The sequence below is a fragment of the Halobacillus sp. BAB-2008 genome (assembly GCF_000328325.1).
Lineage (GTDB): Bacteria > Bacillota > Bacilli > Bacillales > Halobacillaceae > Halobacillus.
Genome location: NZ_ANPF01000090.1, coordinates 1 through 18995, shown reverse-complemented (window position 1 = coordinate 18995; position 18995 = coordinate 1). Strand labels below are relative to the sequence as shown.

Genomic DNA, 18995 nt, shown 5'->3' with positions numbered 1-18995 from the left:
GTTTTCGTAAACATGTTTTATAATAGTTGAAAAATGGGTCAGGAGGAAAGACATGGAGGCAGTACAATTCATAAAGGTGGAAAGACGATCCGGCGATCATGTCATCCTTCCTTCGTTGAGCTTTTCGATCGATAAAGGGGCGAGGATAGGCGTTTATACGAGTCTGGAAAGGCGCAGGGAGCTTCAGGCGCTGCTCATCGGGCAACAGGATCAAGCAAGCGGAGATGTCAAATTATTCGGGAAGTCTATACATAAAAAGCGCCCCCCTGCACCAGAAGAACTGGGGATATTATTCCTTGATGAAGGGTATTATGAGAGGCTTAATGTGAAAGATCACCTCCGATTCTACAAAAGGATTTATGGATCAGCTCATTCCATACAAGATATTTTAAATACGGTCAAATTGGCGAAGCATGAGCGAGTGCAGGTGGAGCGACTCTCCTTATCGCACCGGCGTCGTTTAGGTATGGCAAAGCTCCTCATTCAAAATCCGGAAATTTTTCTGTTGGAGGAACCGGATCAGAACGTCGATATGGAAACGAAAGTATGGATCAGAGAGCTGCTGATACAGCTCCAAAACGATGGGAAAACGGTACTTGTATTAACGGAGCACATGGAACCGGCGGTTTTATTAAGTGACACGGCGTATCATTTGGATGAAAAGGGCTTGTCTCTGCTTCCCTCAGAGAAAGGAGAAGAGGAGGAGGGCCAAGATACGGACACGATCATAAGGATCGATAAAATTCCGGCCAAGTGTGAGGACAAATGGCTGCTGTTCGACCCGGCGGAAATCGATTATTTTGAAAGTGACCAGGGGACATCCGTCCTCTATTGTCATGGAGAGCATTTTCCGTGCGGCTTTACGATGGCAGAGTTGGAAGAACGGTTAAAGCATGTCGGTTTCTTCCGCTGTCACCGCTCGTACCTCGTTAACCTGCAGCGGGTAAGGGAGATCATCACATGGTCGAAAAACAGCTACAGTCTGACTCTGGATCGCAAAGAGAAACGGCAGATACCTCTGTCCAAGAATAAAATGGCGGATTTAAAGACTCATTTAGGGATCAAATAGCTCCATTCAACCTCTTTTATGCTCTTTTCGTGTGAATATGGAGGAAGGCGACCTCTGTTTCTATTACGATGTAATCAGATCACGAAAAGAGGAAGGGGAAAACGATAGTGATAACAATGGAGAAAGTCGTTAAGTCATTCAAACAAAAAACGGCGTTGAATGAATTGGATGTTCAAGTAAGTAAAGGGGAGATTTTCGGGTTTCTGGGTCCGAGTGGATCAGGGAAAACGACCACCATTAAAATCCTGACAGGTCAGATGGCTCCTGATCAAGGCTCAGCCCGCGTTTTTGGAATAGATTCCATTAAAATTAAAGAACCGCAGCATTTAAGGAATATTGGAATCATGACAGATAACAGCAGTTTATATGAGCGTTTGTCCGTATGGGAGAATTTGAAACTGTATTGTAAGCTGTATGACATTCCTTTAAAACGGGTGGAAGAGGTGCTTTCCATCGTCGGACTGACCGGTACAGATAAGGAGACAGTGGCCGGGCTGTCCAAGGGGATGAAGCAGCGCATTCTGCTTGCGAGAGCGATCCTTCATGAACCGAAACTGCTTTTCTTGGATGAGCCGACTGGAGCGCTTGATCCTCTGAATACCCGTCATATTCATGAAGGGCTCCGTACGTTGAGGGACAATGGTGCTACGATTTTTCTGACGACGCACGATATGGAAGAGGCTGAGAGCCTGTGTGACCGCGTCGCATTTCTTAGTGATGGAAGAGTCAAAGAAATAGGCAGGCCGGATGTGCTCCGCCGGAAGTACTCTGACTCGACGCTTGTCCTGGAGTTAACCAATGGGACTCAAATCCAGCTGGATCATACGAAGGACAGCGCCAAAGAAGTGTTTCACTATATGCATACCGAACAGGTTGCAAGCATCCATACAAAAGAACCAAGTCTTGGAGACGTATTTATGACAGTAACGGGGAGGCATTTAGTATGACAGGAAGTGTGCGAAGAATTTACGCAATATTCGAGAAAGATTTCAAGGACTTATCTAAAAACCTTTATGTTTTATCGTCTTTGCTGATCCCCGTCCTTTTGGCTTTTCTTATGCGTACGGCAGAAGGAGTCCAGGATATGGTTTATTATATGATTATCAACCTTACTTTTGCAGCTGTCGGAACGTTTCTTCAGTCCGCCATGATTGCAGAAGAGAAGGAGAAGAATACCCTGCGTGGTTTGATGTTGTCCCCAGCCTCTACGACGGAGATCCTTGTAGGGAAGAGCCTGCTTACCGCGTCGATGACATTTCTGCTTCTTTTATTGTCGCTGCGAATCTTAGGCAAGGGTCTTACTTTTGATGGAATGTGGATGACGGCTTTCCTATTGCTGTTTCTCTTTTATATTGCTTTCGGAACGGTGATCGGGCTGTTGTCCCGTTCATTAATGGAGGCGTCTGTTTTCATTGTGCCCGTCCTGCTGATCTTTGGAATGGGCTCGATGTTCCAGGCGTGGATGGATAAATATGAATTTCTCGGCTTCCTTCGGTACTTCCCTAATTTTCTGATGGAAAAGGCCGGAGCGGCAGATGGTTCATGGCAGAGTGTCTCCCTGCTTGCCTTATGGGCACTAGCTGCTGTATTTATGACGGTGGTTGTCTATCAGAGAAGCACGCGGGATGACTGACTATGTATAATTATCCGGTCAAAATGGAATACTTCTTCTTGACTACATTGTCTTAGGAGGTTTCCCGTGACGGAGAAATATTTGGTTTATCACCAGTTGAAATCAGGAGTTGTCAAACAGGTAGCTGTCATGGCTTCCCACAAGGAAAAAGCCCGTGAAGAGCACTTGAAGACGGATCCTAAATCCAAAATCACCCACATTCGTTTAATTTGAGAAACCGGGAAGCATCTGCCTTCACGGTTTTTTTCTTATTCGTCAAAATCCGCGTACATACGTTTCATATTCCATAAACCCGGGTATGTATCTGATATTGAATGCTTTCACTTAGTAAAGCATAGATTGATACTAAAGGGTGATACCATGAATAAGAATATTTTCCGACTGGATGACATCCTGACAGGAACATTTATAGGTCCTGTGGAGCAGAGGATTGTAGACGTCGTCTATGATTCCCGAGAAGTAAAAGACGGAGACGCATTCGTCTGTATCGCGGGTGAACATTTGGACGGTCATCGATATATAAAGCAGGCAATCAGTAATGGAGCACGGACGATCATCGGTACGGATGCAGGGGAAATCCATACATACGTGCATGACTATCCTTATCATAGTTTTGTTATCGTCGAAGACAGCAGAGAGGCGCTCGCCTGGATGGCGGCTGCCGTATGTGGAAATCCCGCTCGGTCTCTGCATACGATCGGCGTTACCGGTACGAATGGAAAGACGACGGTGTCGGCTTTCATCTATTCCCTTCTTAATCACCTGGAATGTCGAACAGGATCCATCGGTACGGCCGGCATTTGGGACGATCAGCAGAAAACAACGTTTAAACAGACGGTACCGACGACCCCGGAAGCGCCTGATATTCAGCGCGTACTCCGTTATTTCCGTGAGAGGGACATGCAGGCAGCTGTCATTGAATCGACGTCCATTGCGATGGAGCAGAAACGCTTGGATACCATTCTTTTCGATGTAGCGGTCCATACCAATCTGACTCCGGAGCATCTGGAATTCCATAAGACGATGGAAGCTTATAAAACAGCCAAAATGAAGCTGTTTAGGCAGGCCAAGGCAGCGGTCATCAATGTGGATGACCCGGGTATGTCCGGGGACTTGCTCCGGGAATTCAGCGGTAAACGATTGACTTATGGAATGAACGACGAAGCGGACTTGCGGGCGGATGATGTCCAGCCCCATCTTCAAGGGACGTCATTCCGACTCCGTGCATTCGGCGAGACGCACGAAATAATGGCACCGGTTTATGGACTTTATAATGTCTCCAACCTGATGGCCGCGATCGGCGCTTGTTTGCTGCTCGGATTCCCTTTGAAGAGAATACTTACAGGAGTGGATAAGATTAAACGCCCCGAAGGACGTTTTCAATTGGTAGATCGGGAAGCACCTTATCAAATTGTTACCGACTACGCTCATACACCGGATGCGCTTGAAAAAGTACTTGGTGCGGTAGAAGGACTGCCTTACCGCCGGTTAATCGTGATGATCACGGGAATTGGATTGCGTGATCCGAAGAAGCGTCCACTCATGGCAAGTGTAGTGGAGGGACGGGCGGATGAAATTGTCGTGAGTGTAGATCAGCCCGGGCATGTGGATCGTCGAAGCATTGTCGATGACGTGCTGGCCGGCTTCCGGCAGCCTGACGCCCCGACTATTCATCCGATGCTGCATAGAGAAGACGGAATCCACAAAGCGCTCGATTTAGCGAAGCCGGGAGATGTCGTTCTTTTGACCGGAATTGGATTCGGCGGCTATCAAATCATTGGTGACGTCAAGGTCCCCTACGATGAACTGGCTGTGATCGATGAATACTTCCAGCGATCCGGACATGCGAAGGTTATAGAACAGCGGAATAAAGTACAGACAATCGATCGATAAAAGAAGGCCCACCCTGTTCTATCTCATAACAGGGTGGGCCTTCTTTTGTTATTCCATTTCAACAATCCTTCCAATGATCTTATTGGCAACGTTCTGTCCGCTTAAGACAACCATCGGAGATCCGCCGCCCGGATGCGTGCTGCCACCGCAGAACCACAGGCTTTCGATATCCTGTGACTTGTTGAAGGGGCGCATGAACGCCTGTGCCCGGGTGTTGGAAGAGGGGCCGTACAGCGACCCTCTATGTGCGCCGAACTGGTTCTCGATATCGGCAGGGTCCATGACCATCTCGAACGCGGCATGCTTGCGGATCGGAATCTGATAATGCTCCAGCTTGTCGTAAATCTTTTCTTTGTAGGCCTCTTTATCATAATGATTGTTTCCTCCTGCTCTGATTGCAGGGGCATTGACGAGTAGGAAGCAGTTGTCTCCTTGCCTGGAAATGCCGGGATCGGTTTTGGAGGAAGTGGATATATAGATAGTCGGATCCTCTGGGTACTTTCCGGATTTCAGAGTCTGGAACTCTTCTTTATAATTCTTGGAAAAGAAGAGGTGATGATGGTGAAGCCGGTCCAATTCAGTATCCAACCCTGCCATAATAACAAAGGCCGATATAGAAGGATCAAAACGACTGATCCGTCGGTTGGAGAGGGAAGGGCGTTCCGAGTCTGAAAGCAGCTCGGGAACAGATTTGAGCAGGTCACCGTTTACAATGACGTGGTCGGCTTCATAGTAACCATCTGCTGTCTCCACGCCTTGCACGCGCTGGTTTTTCGTATGGATCTTCTTCACCTCGGTGCCGCTGTAGAGAGTCACTCCGACGTTTTCTGCTGCCTTTACGAAAGCTTCGGCGATCTTCGTATTGCCGCCCCTCACGTAGTACACACCGTCGTTCCACTCCAGATGAGCAATCATAGCGAATGTCGCAGGGGCACGGTAAGGATCGGACCCAATATACGTGGAATAACGGTTTAACGATTGGATAACGGCAGGGTTCCGGAAATATTTTTGGAAAAAGTGGTCCATGGACTCAAGCGGCCGTACTTTTGCCGTATTCAAAGCAAGGGCAGGGGATAGATAATCCTTCCACCCGGAAAATGTACGGTGGAGAAAATGTTTTCGGGACAGCTGATACAGCCGTTCGATTTCCTGGAGAAAGGAATCATAGTTCTTCAGGCCGAAAGGATCCAGCCGCCCCAACTGCTGCTTCATATACGCTTGATCGGTGGAGAAGTCGAACGTAGAACCATCAGGGAAGTCATTTCTCGTGTGGTGGACGACGTGGATAAACGGAAGTTCGAGGTCCGGATCCAGTCCACCCTGTTTAATGACGTCCCGAAAAACTTCCGGCATGGTTATGGTGTTCGGACCGAAATCGAAGTGGTACCCTTCTTCATCCACCGGCATCATCTTTCCACCGAAATGGCTGTTTTTTTCAAAAAGCGTGACGTCCGCCCCGTGCTTGGCTAACGTTACGGCAGCGGACAAACCTCCGAGTCCGCCACCTATAATGCTGACTTTCATAAGTAGGATCTTCCTTTCCATTGATAAGATTCGCCCCGTTTATGAACCGCCATCGAAGCAAAGAGAATAGCGATTAACAGCACGATGGCGACTGGCAGACAGAACGAAAGCCACAGCGGGTGGCCGGTCTTTACATCGGTGTACATCTTGAAAGCGACCGTCAATAAGTAAGGGAGCAGGTAATAGACAGGAGCACCGAAGAGGACGGTTACAGCGAGAAACGCCGGCAGAAGAAAAACGGCCGTATAAAAGACGGAAAGACCGACGGCCATGACGGTCGAGCGCCCGATTCCTGTAAAGATGTTCTTCTTAAAACCAGCCCACGTTTCTGCGGAAGAATCGTACATATAGGACAGGACCGATCCGGTAATGTTGACGAGTATCATTCGATACCCGTGCTTTTTGATCTCTCGTGCGATATGGACATCTTCCACCAGCGAACCTTTGACGGATTGGTGGCCGCCGATTGCTTGGTACGCTTGCTTCTCCACCATAAGGAAGATGCCGCATGCCGCGGTGAACATCGGCTTTGTTGTCCGATTGGCTACAAATAATGGGAGATGAAGAAGAACGATCATATGTTGAAGCGGCACGAGCATATGACTTAAGAAATGGAAGTTCGGATACCGCGGAAAGCCGCTCACCATGGCAGCGCCGTGCTTTTCCATCGTTGCCATGGTCCGTTCGATGACATCAGGAGCGACCCTTGCATCGGCATCCAGGAACAACAAGTAGTCCCCTGATGCCTGTTCAGACAACTGATGGCAGGCGTGGACTTTGCCGTTCCATCCTTCCGGCAGGTCGTTTCCTTGGATGATCCGGAAACGGGTGTCGTTTCCTGTACAGGAGACGAGCAGGTCATAGGTATCATCATCCGAGTGATCGTCGAGCAGGATCACCTCCAAGTTGTCATATGTCAGACGCTTCAAAGACTCTGTCAGCCCCTTGACATTGGCCGCTTCGTTACGCAGCGGCACAAGAAGGGAGACAGAGTGCCGGGAAGCGTCTCCCTGTCTTTTTTCCAAAGGATAGAGCGACAGGCTGTTAAGCATGGTCCATAGGTTTAAGAAGACAGTGAAGAACAGCAGAACTGTCCATAGCGTCATCATGTATCATTCACCACCTTGATTATAAATTACGGAATGTCCGATGGTCTTCCGTTCGTACTTTCTCCCGCAGACGATCGAGCTGGTCTGTCGCGCACTTCTCGAAATAATTCGTCATTTGCTTTCTATTCAGGGGGAGGTATTCGTTCTCCGGTAAGGGATTTCCTATTTCTATGTATGCGTTCGGTTTCCGTGTATGCTCGAGGCTGTAATAGATCGAGACGGGAACAACTTTCACATCCGGGGTCTTCTCAGCAATATAGGAGATGCCGGAAAAGAATTCGAGCGGTCTTTTCTCCTGATGCTGCTCCTCACCTTGCGGGAAAATCCAGACGGTCCGCTGCCGTTCAAGGAGGCGGATGCTGTATTTTAATGATTCCAACAAGTGCCTGCGGTCGGTCTTGTCGACAGAGAAAGCGCCGATGCTGCGGAAGAAGGGGAACCGGCGGATTCCTTCCTCGCCCATCATTCCATAGGCATCCGATTGAACGAGCCGTTCGTTCAGGTGGAAGATGACCAATGGGTCCCACCATGAACTGTGATTGATGAGGAACAGCACGTTACGGCTCGCAACTTCAGGAGGGCTGGCGACACGGATGGATTCAAAGTGTTTTTTTAGGAACCATCGGTTGAATCGTGTAAACCCCCACTCGATGAGGGGGTGCTTACGTGCTTCCCTGAACATCGCCGTCCCTCCATTTATATAAGACATACCATATAACCGTCAGGATTGTAACAAGTGTAATCGCAAAAAACAGTCCGCCTGTCAGTGCGACGACAAGGAACATGAAGACGATCATTAAGAACACATAGCTCATCCGTTTAGGCCACATACCGGTATCCTCCAGTGGTTTAGGGCTCCATAATAAGAAAATCAAGTGGAACACAGCAGACAGGACAAACCATCCGACAAAATTGGAAGCTGGGATATCGTAATAAAGCCCAGGCTCATCCCACAACCAGTATTCCTTGATTTTGTAATTAACAGGATCAAGAATTAAGTCCATCGTTACGGTAACGAGTGAACCAATGATCAGAAAGCTGATGTTCTTAAAAGGTCCTTTCCACGCGGATGTAATGCCACGGGCCATTTCGTGCGAACAGCCCATAACAAGAAGCCAGGCGAAACCGATCGTGATCGGCGTATCGGCGATTTTTAATCCGAAATTATCATTATACGTGTAAGAACCGAAGAGGAAGTCCTGCTCCACGCCGAGGTGCTCCACGTATATACTGACCACAACGATAATAATGCTGTACAGCAGCCCTTTGTATGTACCATACATCTTACAGAAATAGATCCCGCCGACGACCCCTGCCGTAATCAGAAAGACACTGTTTGCCCATTCCAGCCAGGGCGGAAGGATGTCAAACGTTACGAGGATCAGCCCGCAGGCATACCAGAATAAAAAGAAGCGGTAAATAATAGTCGTCATAAAACACCTCATCCACTTTACTAGTTCCGTTATGTATATAGGAGAATCCTTCTATCATCATACCTCATCTAGAAGAAAATTAAACGGAAAAGCCCTCGCGTGGAAGACTTGAATAAGGATAGGGAAATTTCAGAAAATAAAAGGCATGCGCTTTCAAAATTTGTTAAAATAAACAGGTAGAGAGGGGTTGGACTAAATGGAAATGGTCATGTTTGTTGTCTGTTTGGTTATATTGATCTCGTTAATAGGGATGTGCATGTTTGATAGAGGGTAACCCTTCTTAAAAACAGAGGTGCCGGGTCTTTTATAAAAGATCCGGCATTTTTTTGAAAGACGACACCTCCTTTTTATCCTTCTTCGATTATAGAAGTGAAAGGAGGTGATCAGCATGGCAGTGGAAGCCAACAAACTTGACACAAGGCTGCAGTTGTCTTTTGAAGCAGGGAGAGATCCGGAAGGGAATGTGATCGTCGCCCGTAAATCGTTTAACAACATTAAACTGACCGCGACAGATGAGCAGCTGTATCTTGTATCCCAGGCGCTTGCTCCTCTTCAGAATCGATTGATGTTCCAAGTGGAGCGTACGGATCAGACGGTATTAATCGATGTTTAAAACACAGGAGGAGAGAGTAGATGAAAACACTGGAATTGAAGTTTCTCAATGAAGAGGACAAGGTCGTAACGCTTACACTGGATGATCCGGTCGAGCCGGCCGATCCAGCGGCTGTTAATGCCGCTATGGACGAAATTATCAACCAGAACTGCTTCTATTCAAGCGGAGGTATTCTGATTGGGAAGAAAGAAGCCCGCATTGTCGAGCGGAATGTGGTGGATATTGAAATCTAAAAGAGCAGGGGTTCCTTGAGGGACCCCCTTTCTATTAAGGGGATGGCGGATATGGAAACGTGGTTGTCGCTGATGGCGGATGTCGGTTTTCCGGTGGCAGTAACGTTCTACTTGCTGCATAGAGTAGAAGGGAAGCTGGACCAGTTGATCGACTCCATACATCGGCTGCCGGAAAAATGGATTCCATAAAAAAGAAAGGCCCGGAGGCTCTATGCCGTCCGGGCCTTTCTTTTTTTATTGGTGTCTTCGCTCACGGAGGGTTTTACTTCGTGAGTCCCCATTCCTGGAATGGGTAAATGACCAGTTCTGTCCGGCCGATGATCTCTTCTTCATCAATAAAGCCGAGACCGTTTCTGCTGTCTTTACTGATCGAACGGTTGTCACCCATAACGAAATATTCGCCTTCCGGTACATCAACGGGACCAAAGTCACGGGTCGCCGTAGCTGCCTCGTCCGTCAAATAGTCCTGTGTTTGTTTTTCGCCGTTTACATACAGTTCGTGCTCTTTAATTTCAACCGTGTCACCCGGTTTTCCAATAATCCGTTTCACATAGCTCTTCACAGGACGTTCGATGATGACGATATCGCCACGCTGCGGCTCGTCTATATAATACACAATTTTATTGAACATGACTCGTTCACCGTTTTGAAGTGTCGGGTCCATGCTGGCACCTTCCACGATGGAAGTTGCAAAGAAGAACGTTCTAAGGATAAAAGCCAGCGTGATGGCAACGGCAATGGCTTTCAGCCACTCCAGCCATTCTTTTTTCGATTGCTCGGACAATCTGATCTTCCTTTCTCGATGAACGCTTTATCACATATATTTTACCATAGAGGATAAGAAATGAAAGGGAAGGGAAGCTTAATTTAATACAGATGTAACAAACCCGGCAGCTCGTAGAGGGTATAATGGAAGGGAATATTTGTCGAATTTTAGGAACTTTTTGCATTCGTATTTACAAAGTGAATGAAAATTGAGATAATTCTTCCCGTGCCACGTTGCATACGAACACACATTCTTTCTTTTTAGAAGGAAGAGTACAAGGAAATGGATAGAACAAGTCAGGAGGTAGTCGGAATGCAGATGACCGATAAGGATCCTCGCATAACGAGAGTGGAGATACTCCGGAAAGAAATGACCAAAGTAGCCATGGAAAAAGGACTCTCAAGTAAAGAATCCGTGAAATTAAGCCAGGAATTAGACACCTTACTGAATGAGATACAAAGTGATAAACGTCCGAAATAAAGCATATGGATCCCGTCTATATGCTTTTTTAGCTTATGGAAGAAGTACTTTTCCTAGCGAACGGGCTTCGAAAAAATGAATTACCTTTTTAAGTTTTTTGATCTTCTGGAAAAGCCCATGGATCCAGTCCACGGGCTTTTTGCTGTTTCAATTTTTTTGGAGAAACTTCTCGAGCCGGTCGAGTCCTTCTTTCAGCGTATCCATATGGTAGGCGTAGGAAAGCCGCATAAACCCTTGGCCGGAAGCGGAAAAGGCATCACCGGGTACGAGAGCGAGTTTGGCTTCCTCCACCAGCTGGACAGCTCGATCGAACGTCGTTCTTCCTTCAAGTGGAAATTCCACGAAAATATAGAAGGCGCCTTCCGGTTCAGCGAAGGACAGACCCATTTGGCGCAGCCTTTCGGTCACATAATCCCTCCGTTTCCTATAGGCATCCCTCATTTGTTCGGCGTCCTGCTTTCCGTTTGTCAGCGCCTCTAAAGCTGCGTACTGGCTGATCGATGTCGGACAGGAGACATTGTATTGATGCACCTTGAGAATATGGGAAGCCAGCCAGCGCGGGGCAAGTAAGTATCCGATCCGCCATCCTGTCATACTATGGGACTTCGAAACACCGTTGATGACGATGACCTTATCTCTCAGTTCGGCATACGAGGCGATGGAGACGTGCGGCCGTTCGTACACAAGTTCACTGTATATCTCATCAGCGATCAAGAAGACATGTTTACCGGCAAGAAAGTCCGCAATATCTTCCAATTCCGGCTCTGTCATCGAAACGCCGGTAGGATTGGATGGGTAAGGAAGAATGACGGCCTTCGTCTTATCCGTCCACGCCCGTTCTATTTCGGCCCGTGTGAGTTTAAAGTTGCTTTTCCTTGTATCGACGGTGACTACCTGTCCGCCTGCCAGGTGCACAAGCGGTTCATAGCCGGGATAGACAGGTCCCGGAAGGATTACTTCATCGCCTGGTTCAAGGATTGTCCGAAGTGTCACATCGAGGGCCTCGGAAGCTCCTACGGTGACAATAATCTCATCTTCCGGTGCATAATCGAGTCGGTAATTCGTCTGTACATGTCTGCTGATCGCTTCTCTTAATGGGAGAATGCCTGCGTTGTGCGTGTAGCTCGTCCGGTCTTCTTCGATGGCTTTAATCCCGGCTGCTTTGATGTTCGCCGGTGTCGGGAAATCAGGCTGCCCGATTGTCAGAGAAACAACATCTTTGTAGCCACTGACCATATTAAAGAACCGTCGTATTCCGGATATTTCGATTTCTGTTACTTTCGTATTGATCCTATGTTTCATCGTTTCTCTCCTTGTAACACATAATTAACAAAATGTTCAAACAATTTAATGGTGCAGCCTTCAGACATTTGGTATACTGCTAAGGAAGAAATGGAAAGGAGAACAGCTATGAGACCAAACCGAATTTCCTTTGAAGATCTTGTAGATCGTAACAAACAGCAGCTTCTGAAGGACGAAGACGCCCTCGAAGAAATCGAGAACAAAATAGATGAAAAGCATGCCAAAAGACTGGAAAAGAAAACGTATGTCAATTGATGACAGTACATGAGAGAAGCGTCCGATTCTGCGGGCGCTTCTTTTTACTTTCCGGAATCATTTGTGGCAGAATGATAATAAGAATATCTTAAAACAAATCAGAAGGTGATTTCAATGGAAAATACGGGACTGGTGCTGGAAGGCGGCGGCATGCGTGGCGCTTATACAGCGGGGGTGTTGGACTACTTCCTGGATGAAAACATCCAATTCCCTTACGTCGTCGGTGCTTCTGCAGGAGCCTGTAACGGCAGTTCTTACGTCGCGGGACAGCGGGGGAGGAACTATGAAGTAATCGTCGAATACGGGAGTCATCCGGAATACATATCTTACAAACGGATGTTCACAAAACGTCAATTGTTTGGAATGGATTTCATATTCGATACACTTCCAAACCAATTGGTTCCTTTCGATTACGATGCGTTTCTTAAACAGGATACGACTTTTGTGATCGGTACGACGGATATGGAGTCCGGGGCTCCGGTGTTTTATGATAAGTATCCTGATAGGAGCAGTCTGCTTCAGTTGATACGTGCTTCAAGCTCTCTACCCATGATCGCTCCAAGCATAGCTTACGATGGCAGGCAGTTGATGGATGGCGGCATAGCGGACCCGATTCCCCTGGACCGCTCGATGGAGGACGGCAATAAGAAGCACGTCGTCGTCCTGACCAGGAACGATGGGTATATCAAAGGAAAGATGAAAGGCGCCTGGTATATGAATCGGAAGTACAAGCAGTTCCCCTTGTTCGCAAGAGCTATGATCGAACGCCATATCAAATACAATCAGCAGCTTAAGCTTTTGAAGGAGATGGAAGAGGAAGGATCGGTCTTCATTATCCGGCCGAAAGAGCCGCTTAAGGTCGGGCGTGTGGAAAAGAACAGAGAACGTCTGCACCAGCTCTATGTTCAAGGGTATGAAGAAGCGAAACAGTCTGAAGAGCTTCTAGCTTCTTTTTTGGAGAAAGAAAGTTGATGAATAGGGCGAGGGTATTGGCCGCAGCTGTTCACGAGGCGCTTGCTTCAAACAAGAACGAGAAAAACAAGATGCCCATGGAAGCTTATATGAAACACCATTTTTCTTTTTTTGGGATAAAAGCACCGGATCGCCGGCTTCTATGCCGTCCGATATGGAAAGAATACCGGAACATAGAGGAAGCGGAGAGGATGGAGGCTGCGAAACTCCTGTTCGATATGGAAGAAAGGGAATGTCATTATGCAGCTATTGAACTACTGGAGCGCGGCACGAAGAAAACGCTCCCGTCCGCCATCGACGGGTATAAGCAACTGCTGGAGACGAAACCCTGGTGGGATACAGTCGATCCGATCGCGTCGAAATTGTGTGGTGCTTTCTTCCTTCGTTACCCCGATTTTCTCCGTCCTGTTACGGAGGAATGGAGCCGGTCGGAAACGATGTGGCTGCGCCGCTCGAGCCTCCTGCATCAGTTGAGATACAAGGAAAAGACGGATCGGGACCTGTTATATCACGTTATCCATGAGTTGAAAGAGGAGCGGGAATTTTTTATCGAGAAAGCAATCGGATGGGCGCTGCGGGAATACAGCAAGACAGCACCGGAAGCCGTCCTTCTGTTTGTAGAAAGTCACCCGCTCCGCCCGCTCAGCAGAAGAGAAGCATTGAAATGGATGAAAGCACAGGGCATGCTGGACGTTTAAGGAAATCTTTCCTTGTTCATAATGGTAGTAATGAGAACAAGGAGATGAACGTACATGAATTTGTCCGAATGGCTGGACCCCTCTATTCTGGATGGAGCAATCCGGATGTTGGACCCTGATCTATTGGGAATATTCGGCCTTGAACCCCACCACGTCCAATTCACACTTGTATTTCTGTTGATGGCGGCCGTCATGTGGGTGATGAAACCCGTAATGGAGTGGATCATCCTTCATAACTGGAAGACTTTTGCAAGCTACCTGGGCAGCAGTCTGACAGTGCTCGTCTTTCTTCAACTGATTGATCGTTATGCGATGAGCGGAAACACGTCGATGCTGCCTGACTTTTTCTGGTCGATTTCCCTGCTTGGCATGAGCAGCTTCGGTTTATGTTATATCCTCTTTCAGGCAGGAAAGCGGAGCTGGAAGAAACTCAGCCGTCGCCACAAAAAAGCAGCTTAGGATGTTTTCTGTGACGACGGACTCTTTGTCATTTACGTGGGAGAATAAGTATATTTGTTTGCATGAATACATGTCATTGAGCCTGAATTCTGGGGCTTTTTTTGTAAGTAGGATTTCTTTTCTAAACCTTCCAGGAAGAATGTCGATATAAGGCATAGATCCGATACAGGAAGGGCGATGAAATGTGAACAAAGAACAGGGAATCCTATTGGAGAGCGGCACCAACGAATTGGAGATTGTAGAATTCGGTATCGAGGGCAACCGCTTCGGGATCAACGTCATCAAAGTCAAGGAGATATTAAACCCGCATCCTATTACGAAAATTCCTCATTCCCATAAGTCGGTGGAGGGAATTATAGAAATTCGTGGAGAGGTCGTGCCGGTGGTGGATGTGGCACACGCCCTGGGTTTCCCTGCCTCGGAAAATCCGGAACGGGATAAATTCATTCTTACGGAATTTAATCAGACAAAAATTGTTTTCCACGTACATACCGTTACCCAGATCCACCGCATTTCATGGAGTGATATCGAAAAGCCTGATCGTATGTATCAAGGGCTGGAGACGCAGGTCACAGGTGTGATCAAGATGGAAGAGGGAATGATGCTTCTGCTTGATTTTGAGAAGGTCGTCACTGACATTAACCCGGAGTCCAGCATTCACAAAGGGCAGCTTAGGGAACTTGGAGACCGGGATCGGTCGACGAAACGAATTCTGCTGGCAGAGGATTCAGCCATGCTCCGGGCAATGGTTCAGGAGACACTCGGGGAAGCAGGATATGAGCAGACGTTCAGCTTTGAAGACGGCAAAGAAGCATACGATCATTTGGCAGGATTGGCAGAAGAAGGTAAAGTGCTGGAAGAGGAATATCAATTGATCATTACAGACATTGAGATGCCCCGTATGGACGGGCATCATCTGACAAAACTGATTAAAGAAAATGAAGCGATGAGCAAGCTGCCGGTGATCATCTTCTCTTCCTTGATCACCGATGATCTGCGGCATAAGGGAGAAATGGTCGGTGCTGATGCGCAAGTGTCCAAACCGGAAATCGTCGACCTTGTTAAATGGATCGACCATTTTATTCTGTAACAGCTGTAAACGAGGGGTACGAAGAAAAAAAGATGACAAAGGGCGCAAAGCGGCCTCTTGTCATCTTTTTTTATCCATCTCATTCTGTGTGAAAAGCTTATCATGCCAGGCGTAGGCATGCTTGGAGAGTACTTCCGGGTCCTTCCCTGCAGGGGACGCCTGGATGACCTTTTCTTTTTGTTCTGCGGTCAGATGCTCATAGGATGAACGCATTTCCGTCGTGTATTCCATATACTTCTTCAAATGATAAAGAAAGTCTTCCATTGGATCCATCGTCATAGAAATCAGCCTCCTCCTTATGTTTCATTCCTTATTTTTACAGAAGCGAAACATAAGGAGCGGTTTTATCAGCGATCCCTTCGTCTGCGTTGGTTCCACGGACCGCCGGTCGGCTGCCCGAGAAAGCTCGGACTTGTCGTCTGCATGGCATGCATCGGTTTTTTCGGCATTTTCCAATCCAAATAGTGGTAAAGATTCCGCTTCGCTTTCGACAGGGAAAGCTTCGGCTTAGGATTGCGGTAGGACTGGTCGACTTTACCGAGGTGCTTGAGTTGATCGAAATCCTGTTTATGTGCAGGAACGTGGAAGTAATAGCCCCCGACTTCAATCAGGAGAGTCGAATGCTGCTGGCTGAATCTCGGGTGGTCCGAGAAGTGAAGTCCTACTTTCTTCGCGCGGTTTTCCTGAAGGAGTTTTTCGATGGTTTGTTTTTTGATGTCGTATAAGTGCTTTGGTTCCGGAGCTGTCTTGGCATGGCGGTTGACGATAAATAAGGATTCTGCCAATTCCCGGTTGGATAAATGTGTTTCTTTCATCAGTGGACTCCTTTCCATCCAATTCAAACGGTTTTCTATCTATTAGGATTTGACGAAAGGCGGTGTAACGGAAGTTCCCGTCATAGATCCGCCTGGCTGTAAAAGACGCTTTGGTAACGGGCGGATGCATCAGCCTGTCCCTCCCTTGGTAGGAGGAGGATAGAGAGAGCTGTCTTAGTATAACCAACAGGACCTCTCCTACAAGTAAACTTCTTCTAGTGTACCACTTGTATTCGTATGGTTGCATGATTTATGTGTAGTCTTTAAGAATCATTTGATTTCAAGAGAAATAACGAAATTTCCGGCTGACAAAGGAAACGGTAAGGCAGCCGTGTCGTTCCGATGCCTCTGCTCACGTACAAATCGAGTCCCTGTTCCAAGCGGTAATGACCTTCGACATATTTCTCCGCATAGGGAGGGGTGACCATGTACCCGTAAAACGGCAGCTGCACTTGTCCTCCATGGCTGTGACCGGAAAGTTGAAGGTCGATTGGGTAGCGTTGATAGTCGTCGGCAACATCCGGCTCATGAACCATCAGGAGTGTGAATAAATCCTCTGGAATACGGTTCAATGCTTTTTCAATATCCGGTTTCCCCAGCATCACATCGTCCAAACCTGCAAGGGCAAAAGATGCAGACCCATTTCGAATGAGGATGTGTTCGTTCTGCAAAAGTTGGAAGCCGCCCTGGTCCATCACGTCCCGGATTTTGTCTGTACCGTAACCACCATGGTCGTGGTTTCCGTAAATCCAGTACTTCCCGCGTTTAGCTTCCAGTTTCCTGAGCACCTGCACAAGCTCCACAGGATAATCGTACGTGTGGGGTTTATCGACGAGATCGCCGGTAAAAAGCAGGAGGTCGGGCTCGTACCCATTGATGATCTCTGAGAGCTTGTTTAATTGGTTTATATCATAATGGAACCCGAGATGGGTATCGGAGAACTGGAGAACTTTGAAATTGTGGAAAGCTCTCGGAATTTTTTCGCTTGTAATCGAATAGGTTTTTGTCTGAAGCATGTGAGGCTCGAGATAACGGGCATACGAGTATCCAAAAGCGCCGATCCCGAGAATGCCTGCTGTACCGGATAACACGCGTTTCAGAAAGGTTCTACGACTCATTTTCATAGCAGCACTCCCCTGAATTCTTCCGCCATTATATCACGAAACGAAAAAAAATTCGTCGAAAATACCGCGTTTTTTATAAAATGAACAGGAATTCATTTTATGCGTGTAGAAAGATATGTAAGAGGAAAAGAGGAGGAATTTGTCATGAAGAACGAAGTAGTCATTGTCACGGGAGGATCGAGCGGGATGGGGCTCCATATGGCTAAATGTTTCGTGGAGGCAGGAGCAAAGGTCGCCATTGCCGGTAGAAACGAAGAACGTCTGGAAGCGGCGCGGAAGGAAATTGCACAAGGAAAGGAAGATGACGTCCTTACCATTCAGATGGATGTGCGAGAAGTGGAAGATGCAGAGAGAATGGTCGCTGAAACTGTAAGCGCTTTCGGTAAGGTGGATCATCTTGTTAATAATGCGGCAGGTAATTTCATCGTACCTGCGGAGGATTTATCGCCCAACGGCTGGAATGCGGTCATTAACATTGTACTGAATGGTACCTTTTACTGCAGTCATGCCGTAGGAAATTACTGGATTGAAAACAAAATCAAAGGATCCATTCTGAATATTGTCGCTACATATGCATGGGGAGCAGGGGCAGGAGTTATTCATTCCGCCTCGGCTAAAGCGGGGGTCCTTGCCATGACCCGCACGCTTGCTGTGGAGTGGGGAAGTAAGTATGGTATAAGGGCGAACGCCATTGCCCCTGGGCCGATTGAGAGGACAGGTGGGGCAGACCGGTTGTTTCAGTCGGAGGAAGCGGCGGAGCGGACACTGAAGTCCGTACCTCTGAAGCGTCTCGGAACACCGGAAGAGATTGCGGCTCTCGCAAATTTCATTCTCTCAGAAGCTTCCTACATGAATGGTGAAGTGGTAACGCTGGACGGCGGACAGTGGCTGAACAAACATCCATTTTGATTCACATAGAAAAAGGTTCAGAACCGTCATCCGGCTCTGAACCTTTTTTATGTGCTGATGGAACGATCACTTCAACCGATGATATAGAAGAATACCGTAAAGAAGTGCAGGATCGACCCACCGAGGACGAACAAGTGCCAAACCATATGGTGATAGGTGAAACTGCGCCATACATAGAAAATTGCACCGATGGAATACAGGACGCCTCCGACGACGAGGTACGTGATGCCGGCGGCTGGAACCTGAGCGGTAAGCGGACCCCAGGCAAGAACGATAAGCCAGCCCATCAGTACATAGAAAACGGTGGACATTACAACAAAACGTTTGACGAAGAATACCTTAAACAGAATACCGAGAACCGCAAGCCCCCATACGATGCCGAACAGAGTCCAACCGAGCGCTCCTCTTAATGGGACGAGCAGAATCGGGGTATAGGTGCCGGCAATGAATAAATAAATCGCCGAGTGATCAAAGATTTCAAACAGGTCCTTTGCTTTCCCTGGAGGAAAACTGTGGACGAGTGTCGAAGAAACATATAAGACGAGCATGGATACACCGTATATCGTCACACTTGTTATGTGCCATGCATTGCCGCCGATACTTGCGAACACAATCAGA

The 18995-nt window shown here is 47.6% G+C and carries 25 protein-coding genes; 15 read left to right on the top strand and 10 right to left on the bottom strand.

All coding sequences use genetic code 11. From position 1 onward, the window contains the following. Positions 1-52: 52 nt before the first annotated feature. The 5 genes from D479_RS18020 to D479_RS18005 all read left to right on the top strand — a co-directional run bounded on the left by D479_RS18020 (position 53) and on the right by D479_RS18005 (position 4595). Positions 53-1069 carry a LytTR family transcriptional regulator DNA-binding domain-containing protein gene (locus D479_RS18020; RefSeq protein WP_008639921.1) on the top strand — a complete coding sequence of 339 codons (1017 nt, stop codon included), beginning with the start codon at positions 53-55 and terminating at the stop codon, positions 1067-1069. A gap of 116 nt (positions 1070-1185) precedes the next feature. Further along, positions 1186-2016 carry an ABC transporter ATP-binding protein gene (locus tag D479_RS18015; RefSeq protein ID WP_039871781.1) on the top strand — a complete coding sequence of 277 codons (831 nt, stop codon included), beginning with the start codon at positions 1186-1188 and terminating at the stop codon, positions 2014-2016. Further along, positions 2013-2702 (top strand): ABC transporter permease, encoded by a 690-nt coding sequence (locus D479_RS18010; protein ID WP_008639916.1) that lies wholly within the window; start codon positions 2013-2015, stop codon positions 2700-2702. Before D479_RS18015 ends, D479_RS18010 begins: the two co-directional genes overlap by 4 nt. 66 nt (positions 2703-2768) lie before the next feature. Then, positions 2769-2915: a hypothetical protein gene (locus tag D479_RS20865; RefSeq protein ID WP_008639914.1), complete on the top strand. Its 147-nt coding sequence runs from the start codon at positions 2769-2771 to the stop codon at positions 2913-2915. Between the two features lie 147 nt (positions 2916-3062). Next, positions 3063-4595 carry a UDP-N-acetylmuramoyl-L-alanyl-D-glutamate--2,6-diaminopimelate ligase gene (locus D479_RS18005; RefSeq protein WP_008639912.1) on the top strand — a complete coding sequence of 511 codons (1533 nt, stop codon included), beginning with the start codon at positions 3063-3065 and terminating at the stop codon, positions 4593-4595. A 48-nt stretch (positions 4596-4643) separates the two neighbouring features. On the opposite strand, the gene crtI is transcribed toward D479_RS18005, so the two are convergent. The 4 genes from crtI to D479_RS17985 are packed head-to-tail and all read right to left on the bottom strand — an operon-like array spanning position 4644 to position 8661. Further along, positions 4644-6119, bottom strand: a complete 1476-nt coding sequence (crtI, locus tag D479_RS18000) for a phytoene desaturase family protein (RefSeq protein WP_008639905.1) — start codon at positions 6117-6119, stop codon at positions 4644-4646. Continuing rightward, positions 6116-7228 carry a glycosyltransferase family 2 protein gene (locus D479_RS17995; protein WP_008639902.1) on the bottom strand — a complete coding sequence of 371 codons (1113 nt, stop codon included), beginning with the start codon at positions 7226-7228 and terminating at the stop codon, positions 6116-6118. Before D479_RS17995 ends, crtI begins: the two co-directional genes overlap by 4 nt. 19 nt (positions 7229-7247) lie before the next feature. Beyond that, positions 7248-7910 carry a lysophospholipid acyltransferase family protein gene (locus tag D479_RS17990; protein WP_008639900.1) on the bottom strand — a complete coding sequence of 221 codons (663 nt, stop codon included), beginning with the start codon at positions 7908-7910 and terminating at the stop codon, positions 7248-7250. Further along, entirely contained in the window at positions 7891-8661 is a 771-nt protein-coding gene (locus D479_RS17985; RefSeq protein ID WP_008639898.1) for a carotenoid biosynthesis protein, read from the bottom strand. Before D479_RS17985 ends, D479_RS17990 begins: the two co-directional genes overlap by 20 nt. A 388-nt stretch (positions 8662-9049) precedes the next feature. Here D479_RS17985 and D479_RS17980 point away from each other — a divergent pair, with 388 nt between their 5' ends. From D479_RS17980 to D479_RS20355, 3 genes are read left to right on the top strand one after another with little or no spacing between them, the layout of a single operon-like run. Beyond that, positions 9050-9274, top strand: coding sequence for a DUF1659 domain-containing protein (locus tag D479_RS17980; RefSeq protein WP_008639896.1), 225 nt, complete (start codon positions 9050-9052; stop codon positions 9272-9274). A gap of 20 nt (positions 9275-9294) precedes the next feature. After that, positions 9295-9507, top strand: coding sequence for a DUF2922 domain-containing protein (locus D479_RS17975; protein ID WP_008639894.1), 213 nt, complete (start codon positions 9295-9297; stop codon positions 9505-9507). A 51-nt stretch (positions 9508-9558) separates the two neighbouring features. Next, positions 9559-9696 carry a YvrJ family protein gene (locus D479_RS20355; protein WP_008639892.1) on the top strand — a complete coding sequence of 46 codons (138 nt, stop codon included), beginning with the start codon at positions 9559-9561 and terminating at the stop codon, positions 9694-9696. A 73-nt stretch (positions 9697-9769) separates the two neighbouring features. On the opposite strand, the gene lepB is transcribed toward D479_RS20355, so the two are convergent. Then, the gene (gene lepB / locus D479_RS17970; protein WP_008639890.1) at positions 9770-10291 is read right to left on the bottom strand and encodes a signal peptidase I; all 522 of its coding nucleotides are present in this window, start codon (positions 10289-10291) and stop codon (positions 9770-9772) included. A gap of 264 nt (positions 10292-10555) precedes the next feature. Between lepB and D479_RS20350 the strand changes: the two genes are divergently transcribed. Continuing rightward, positions 10556-10753 carry an aspartyl-phosphate phosphatase Spo0E family protein gene (locus D479_RS20350; RefSeq protein WP_236096547.1) on the top strand — a complete coding sequence of 66 codons (198 nt, stop codon included), beginning with the start codon at positions 10556-10558 and terminating at the stop codon, positions 10751-10753. Positions 10754-10900: 147 nt separating this feature from the next. Here the strand turns inward: D479_RS20350 and D479_RS17965 are convergent, their stop codons facing one another. Then, entirely contained in the window at positions 10901-12055 is a 1155-nt protein-coding gene (locus tag D479_RS17965) for an aminotransferase A (RefSeq protein WP_008639886.1), read from the bottom strand. A 108-nt stretch (positions 12056-12163) separates the two neighbouring features. Between D479_RS17965 and D479_RS20345 the strand changes: the two genes are divergently transcribed. The 5 genes from D479_RS20345 (at position 12164) to D479_RS17945 (ending at position 15529) form a co-directional block, all read left to right on the top strand. Next, positions 12164-12310 (top strand): FbpB family small basic protein, encoded by a 147-nt coding sequence (locus tag D479_RS20345; protein ID WP_008639884.1) that lies wholly within the window; start codon positions 12164-12166, stop codon positions 12308-12310. A gap of 114 nt (positions 12311-12424) precedes the next feature. After that, positions 12425-13282 carry a patatin family protein gene (locus tag D479_RS17960; RefSeq protein WP_008639882.1) on the top strand — a complete coding sequence of 286 codons (858 nt, stop codon included), beginning with the start codon at positions 12425-12427 and terminating at the stop codon, positions 13280-13282. Continuing rightward, positions 13282-13980 (top strand): DNA alkylation repair protein, encoded by a 699-nt coding sequence (locus tag D479_RS17955; RefSeq protein ID WP_008639880.1) that lies wholly within the window; start codon positions 13282-13284, stop codon positions 13978-13980. The genes D479_RS17960 and D479_RS17955 overlap by 1 nt, the downstream gene beginning before the upstream one ends. 54 nt (positions 13981-14034) lie before the next feature. Next, positions 14035-14439 carry a hypothetical protein gene (locus tag D479_RS17950; protein ID WP_008639878.1) on the top strand — a complete coding sequence of 135 codons (405 nt, stop codon included), beginning with the start codon at positions 14035-14037 and terminating at the stop codon, positions 14437-14439. Between the two features lie 184 nt (positions 14440-14623). Continuing rightward, the gene (locus tag D479_RS17945) at positions 14624-15529 is read left to right on the top strand and encodes a chemotaxis protein (RefSeq protein WP_008639877.1); all 906 of its coding nucleotides are present in this window, start codon (positions 14624-14626) and stop codon (positions 15527-15529) included. Positions 15530-15589: 60 nt separating this feature from the next. Here D479_RS17945 and D479_RS17940 read toward each other — a convergent pair whose 3' ends face one another. From D479_RS17940 to D479_RS17930, 3 genes are all read right to left on the bottom strand, one after another. Further along, on the bottom strand, positions 15590-15808 hold the full coding sequence (locus D479_RS17940) for a hypothetical protein (protein WP_008639876.1): 219 nt from the start codon (positions 15806-15808) through the stop codon (positions 15590-15592). A gap of 68 nt (positions 15809-15876) precedes the next feature. Then, positions 15877-16344, bottom strand: coding sequence for a YkyB family protein (locus D479_RS17935; RefSeq protein ID WP_008639875.1), 468 nt, complete (start codon positions 16342-16344; stop codon positions 15877-15879). Positions 16345-16607: 263 nt separating this feature from the next. Continuing rightward, on the bottom strand, positions 16608-17468 hold the full coding sequence (locus D479_RS17930) for a metallophosphoesterase (protein WP_008639874.1): 861 nt from the start codon (positions 17466-17468) through the stop codon (positions 16608-16610). A 144-nt stretch (positions 17469-17612) separates the two neighbouring features. Between D479_RS17930 and fadH the strand changes: the two genes are divergently transcribed. Further along, positions 17613-18377: a 2,4-dienoyl-CoA reductase gene (gene fadH / locus D479_RS17925; RefSeq protein WP_008639873.1), complete on the top strand. Its 765-nt coding sequence runs from the start codon at positions 17613-17615 to the stop codon at positions 18375-18377. Between the two features lie 71 nt (positions 18378-18448). On the opposite strand, the gene D479_RS17920 is transcribed toward fadH, so the two are convergent. Beyond that, the coding region (locus D479_RS17920) for a hemolysin III family protein (RefSeq protein WP_039871772.1) at positions 18449-18995 on the bottom strand (547 nt) is incomplete at its 5' end.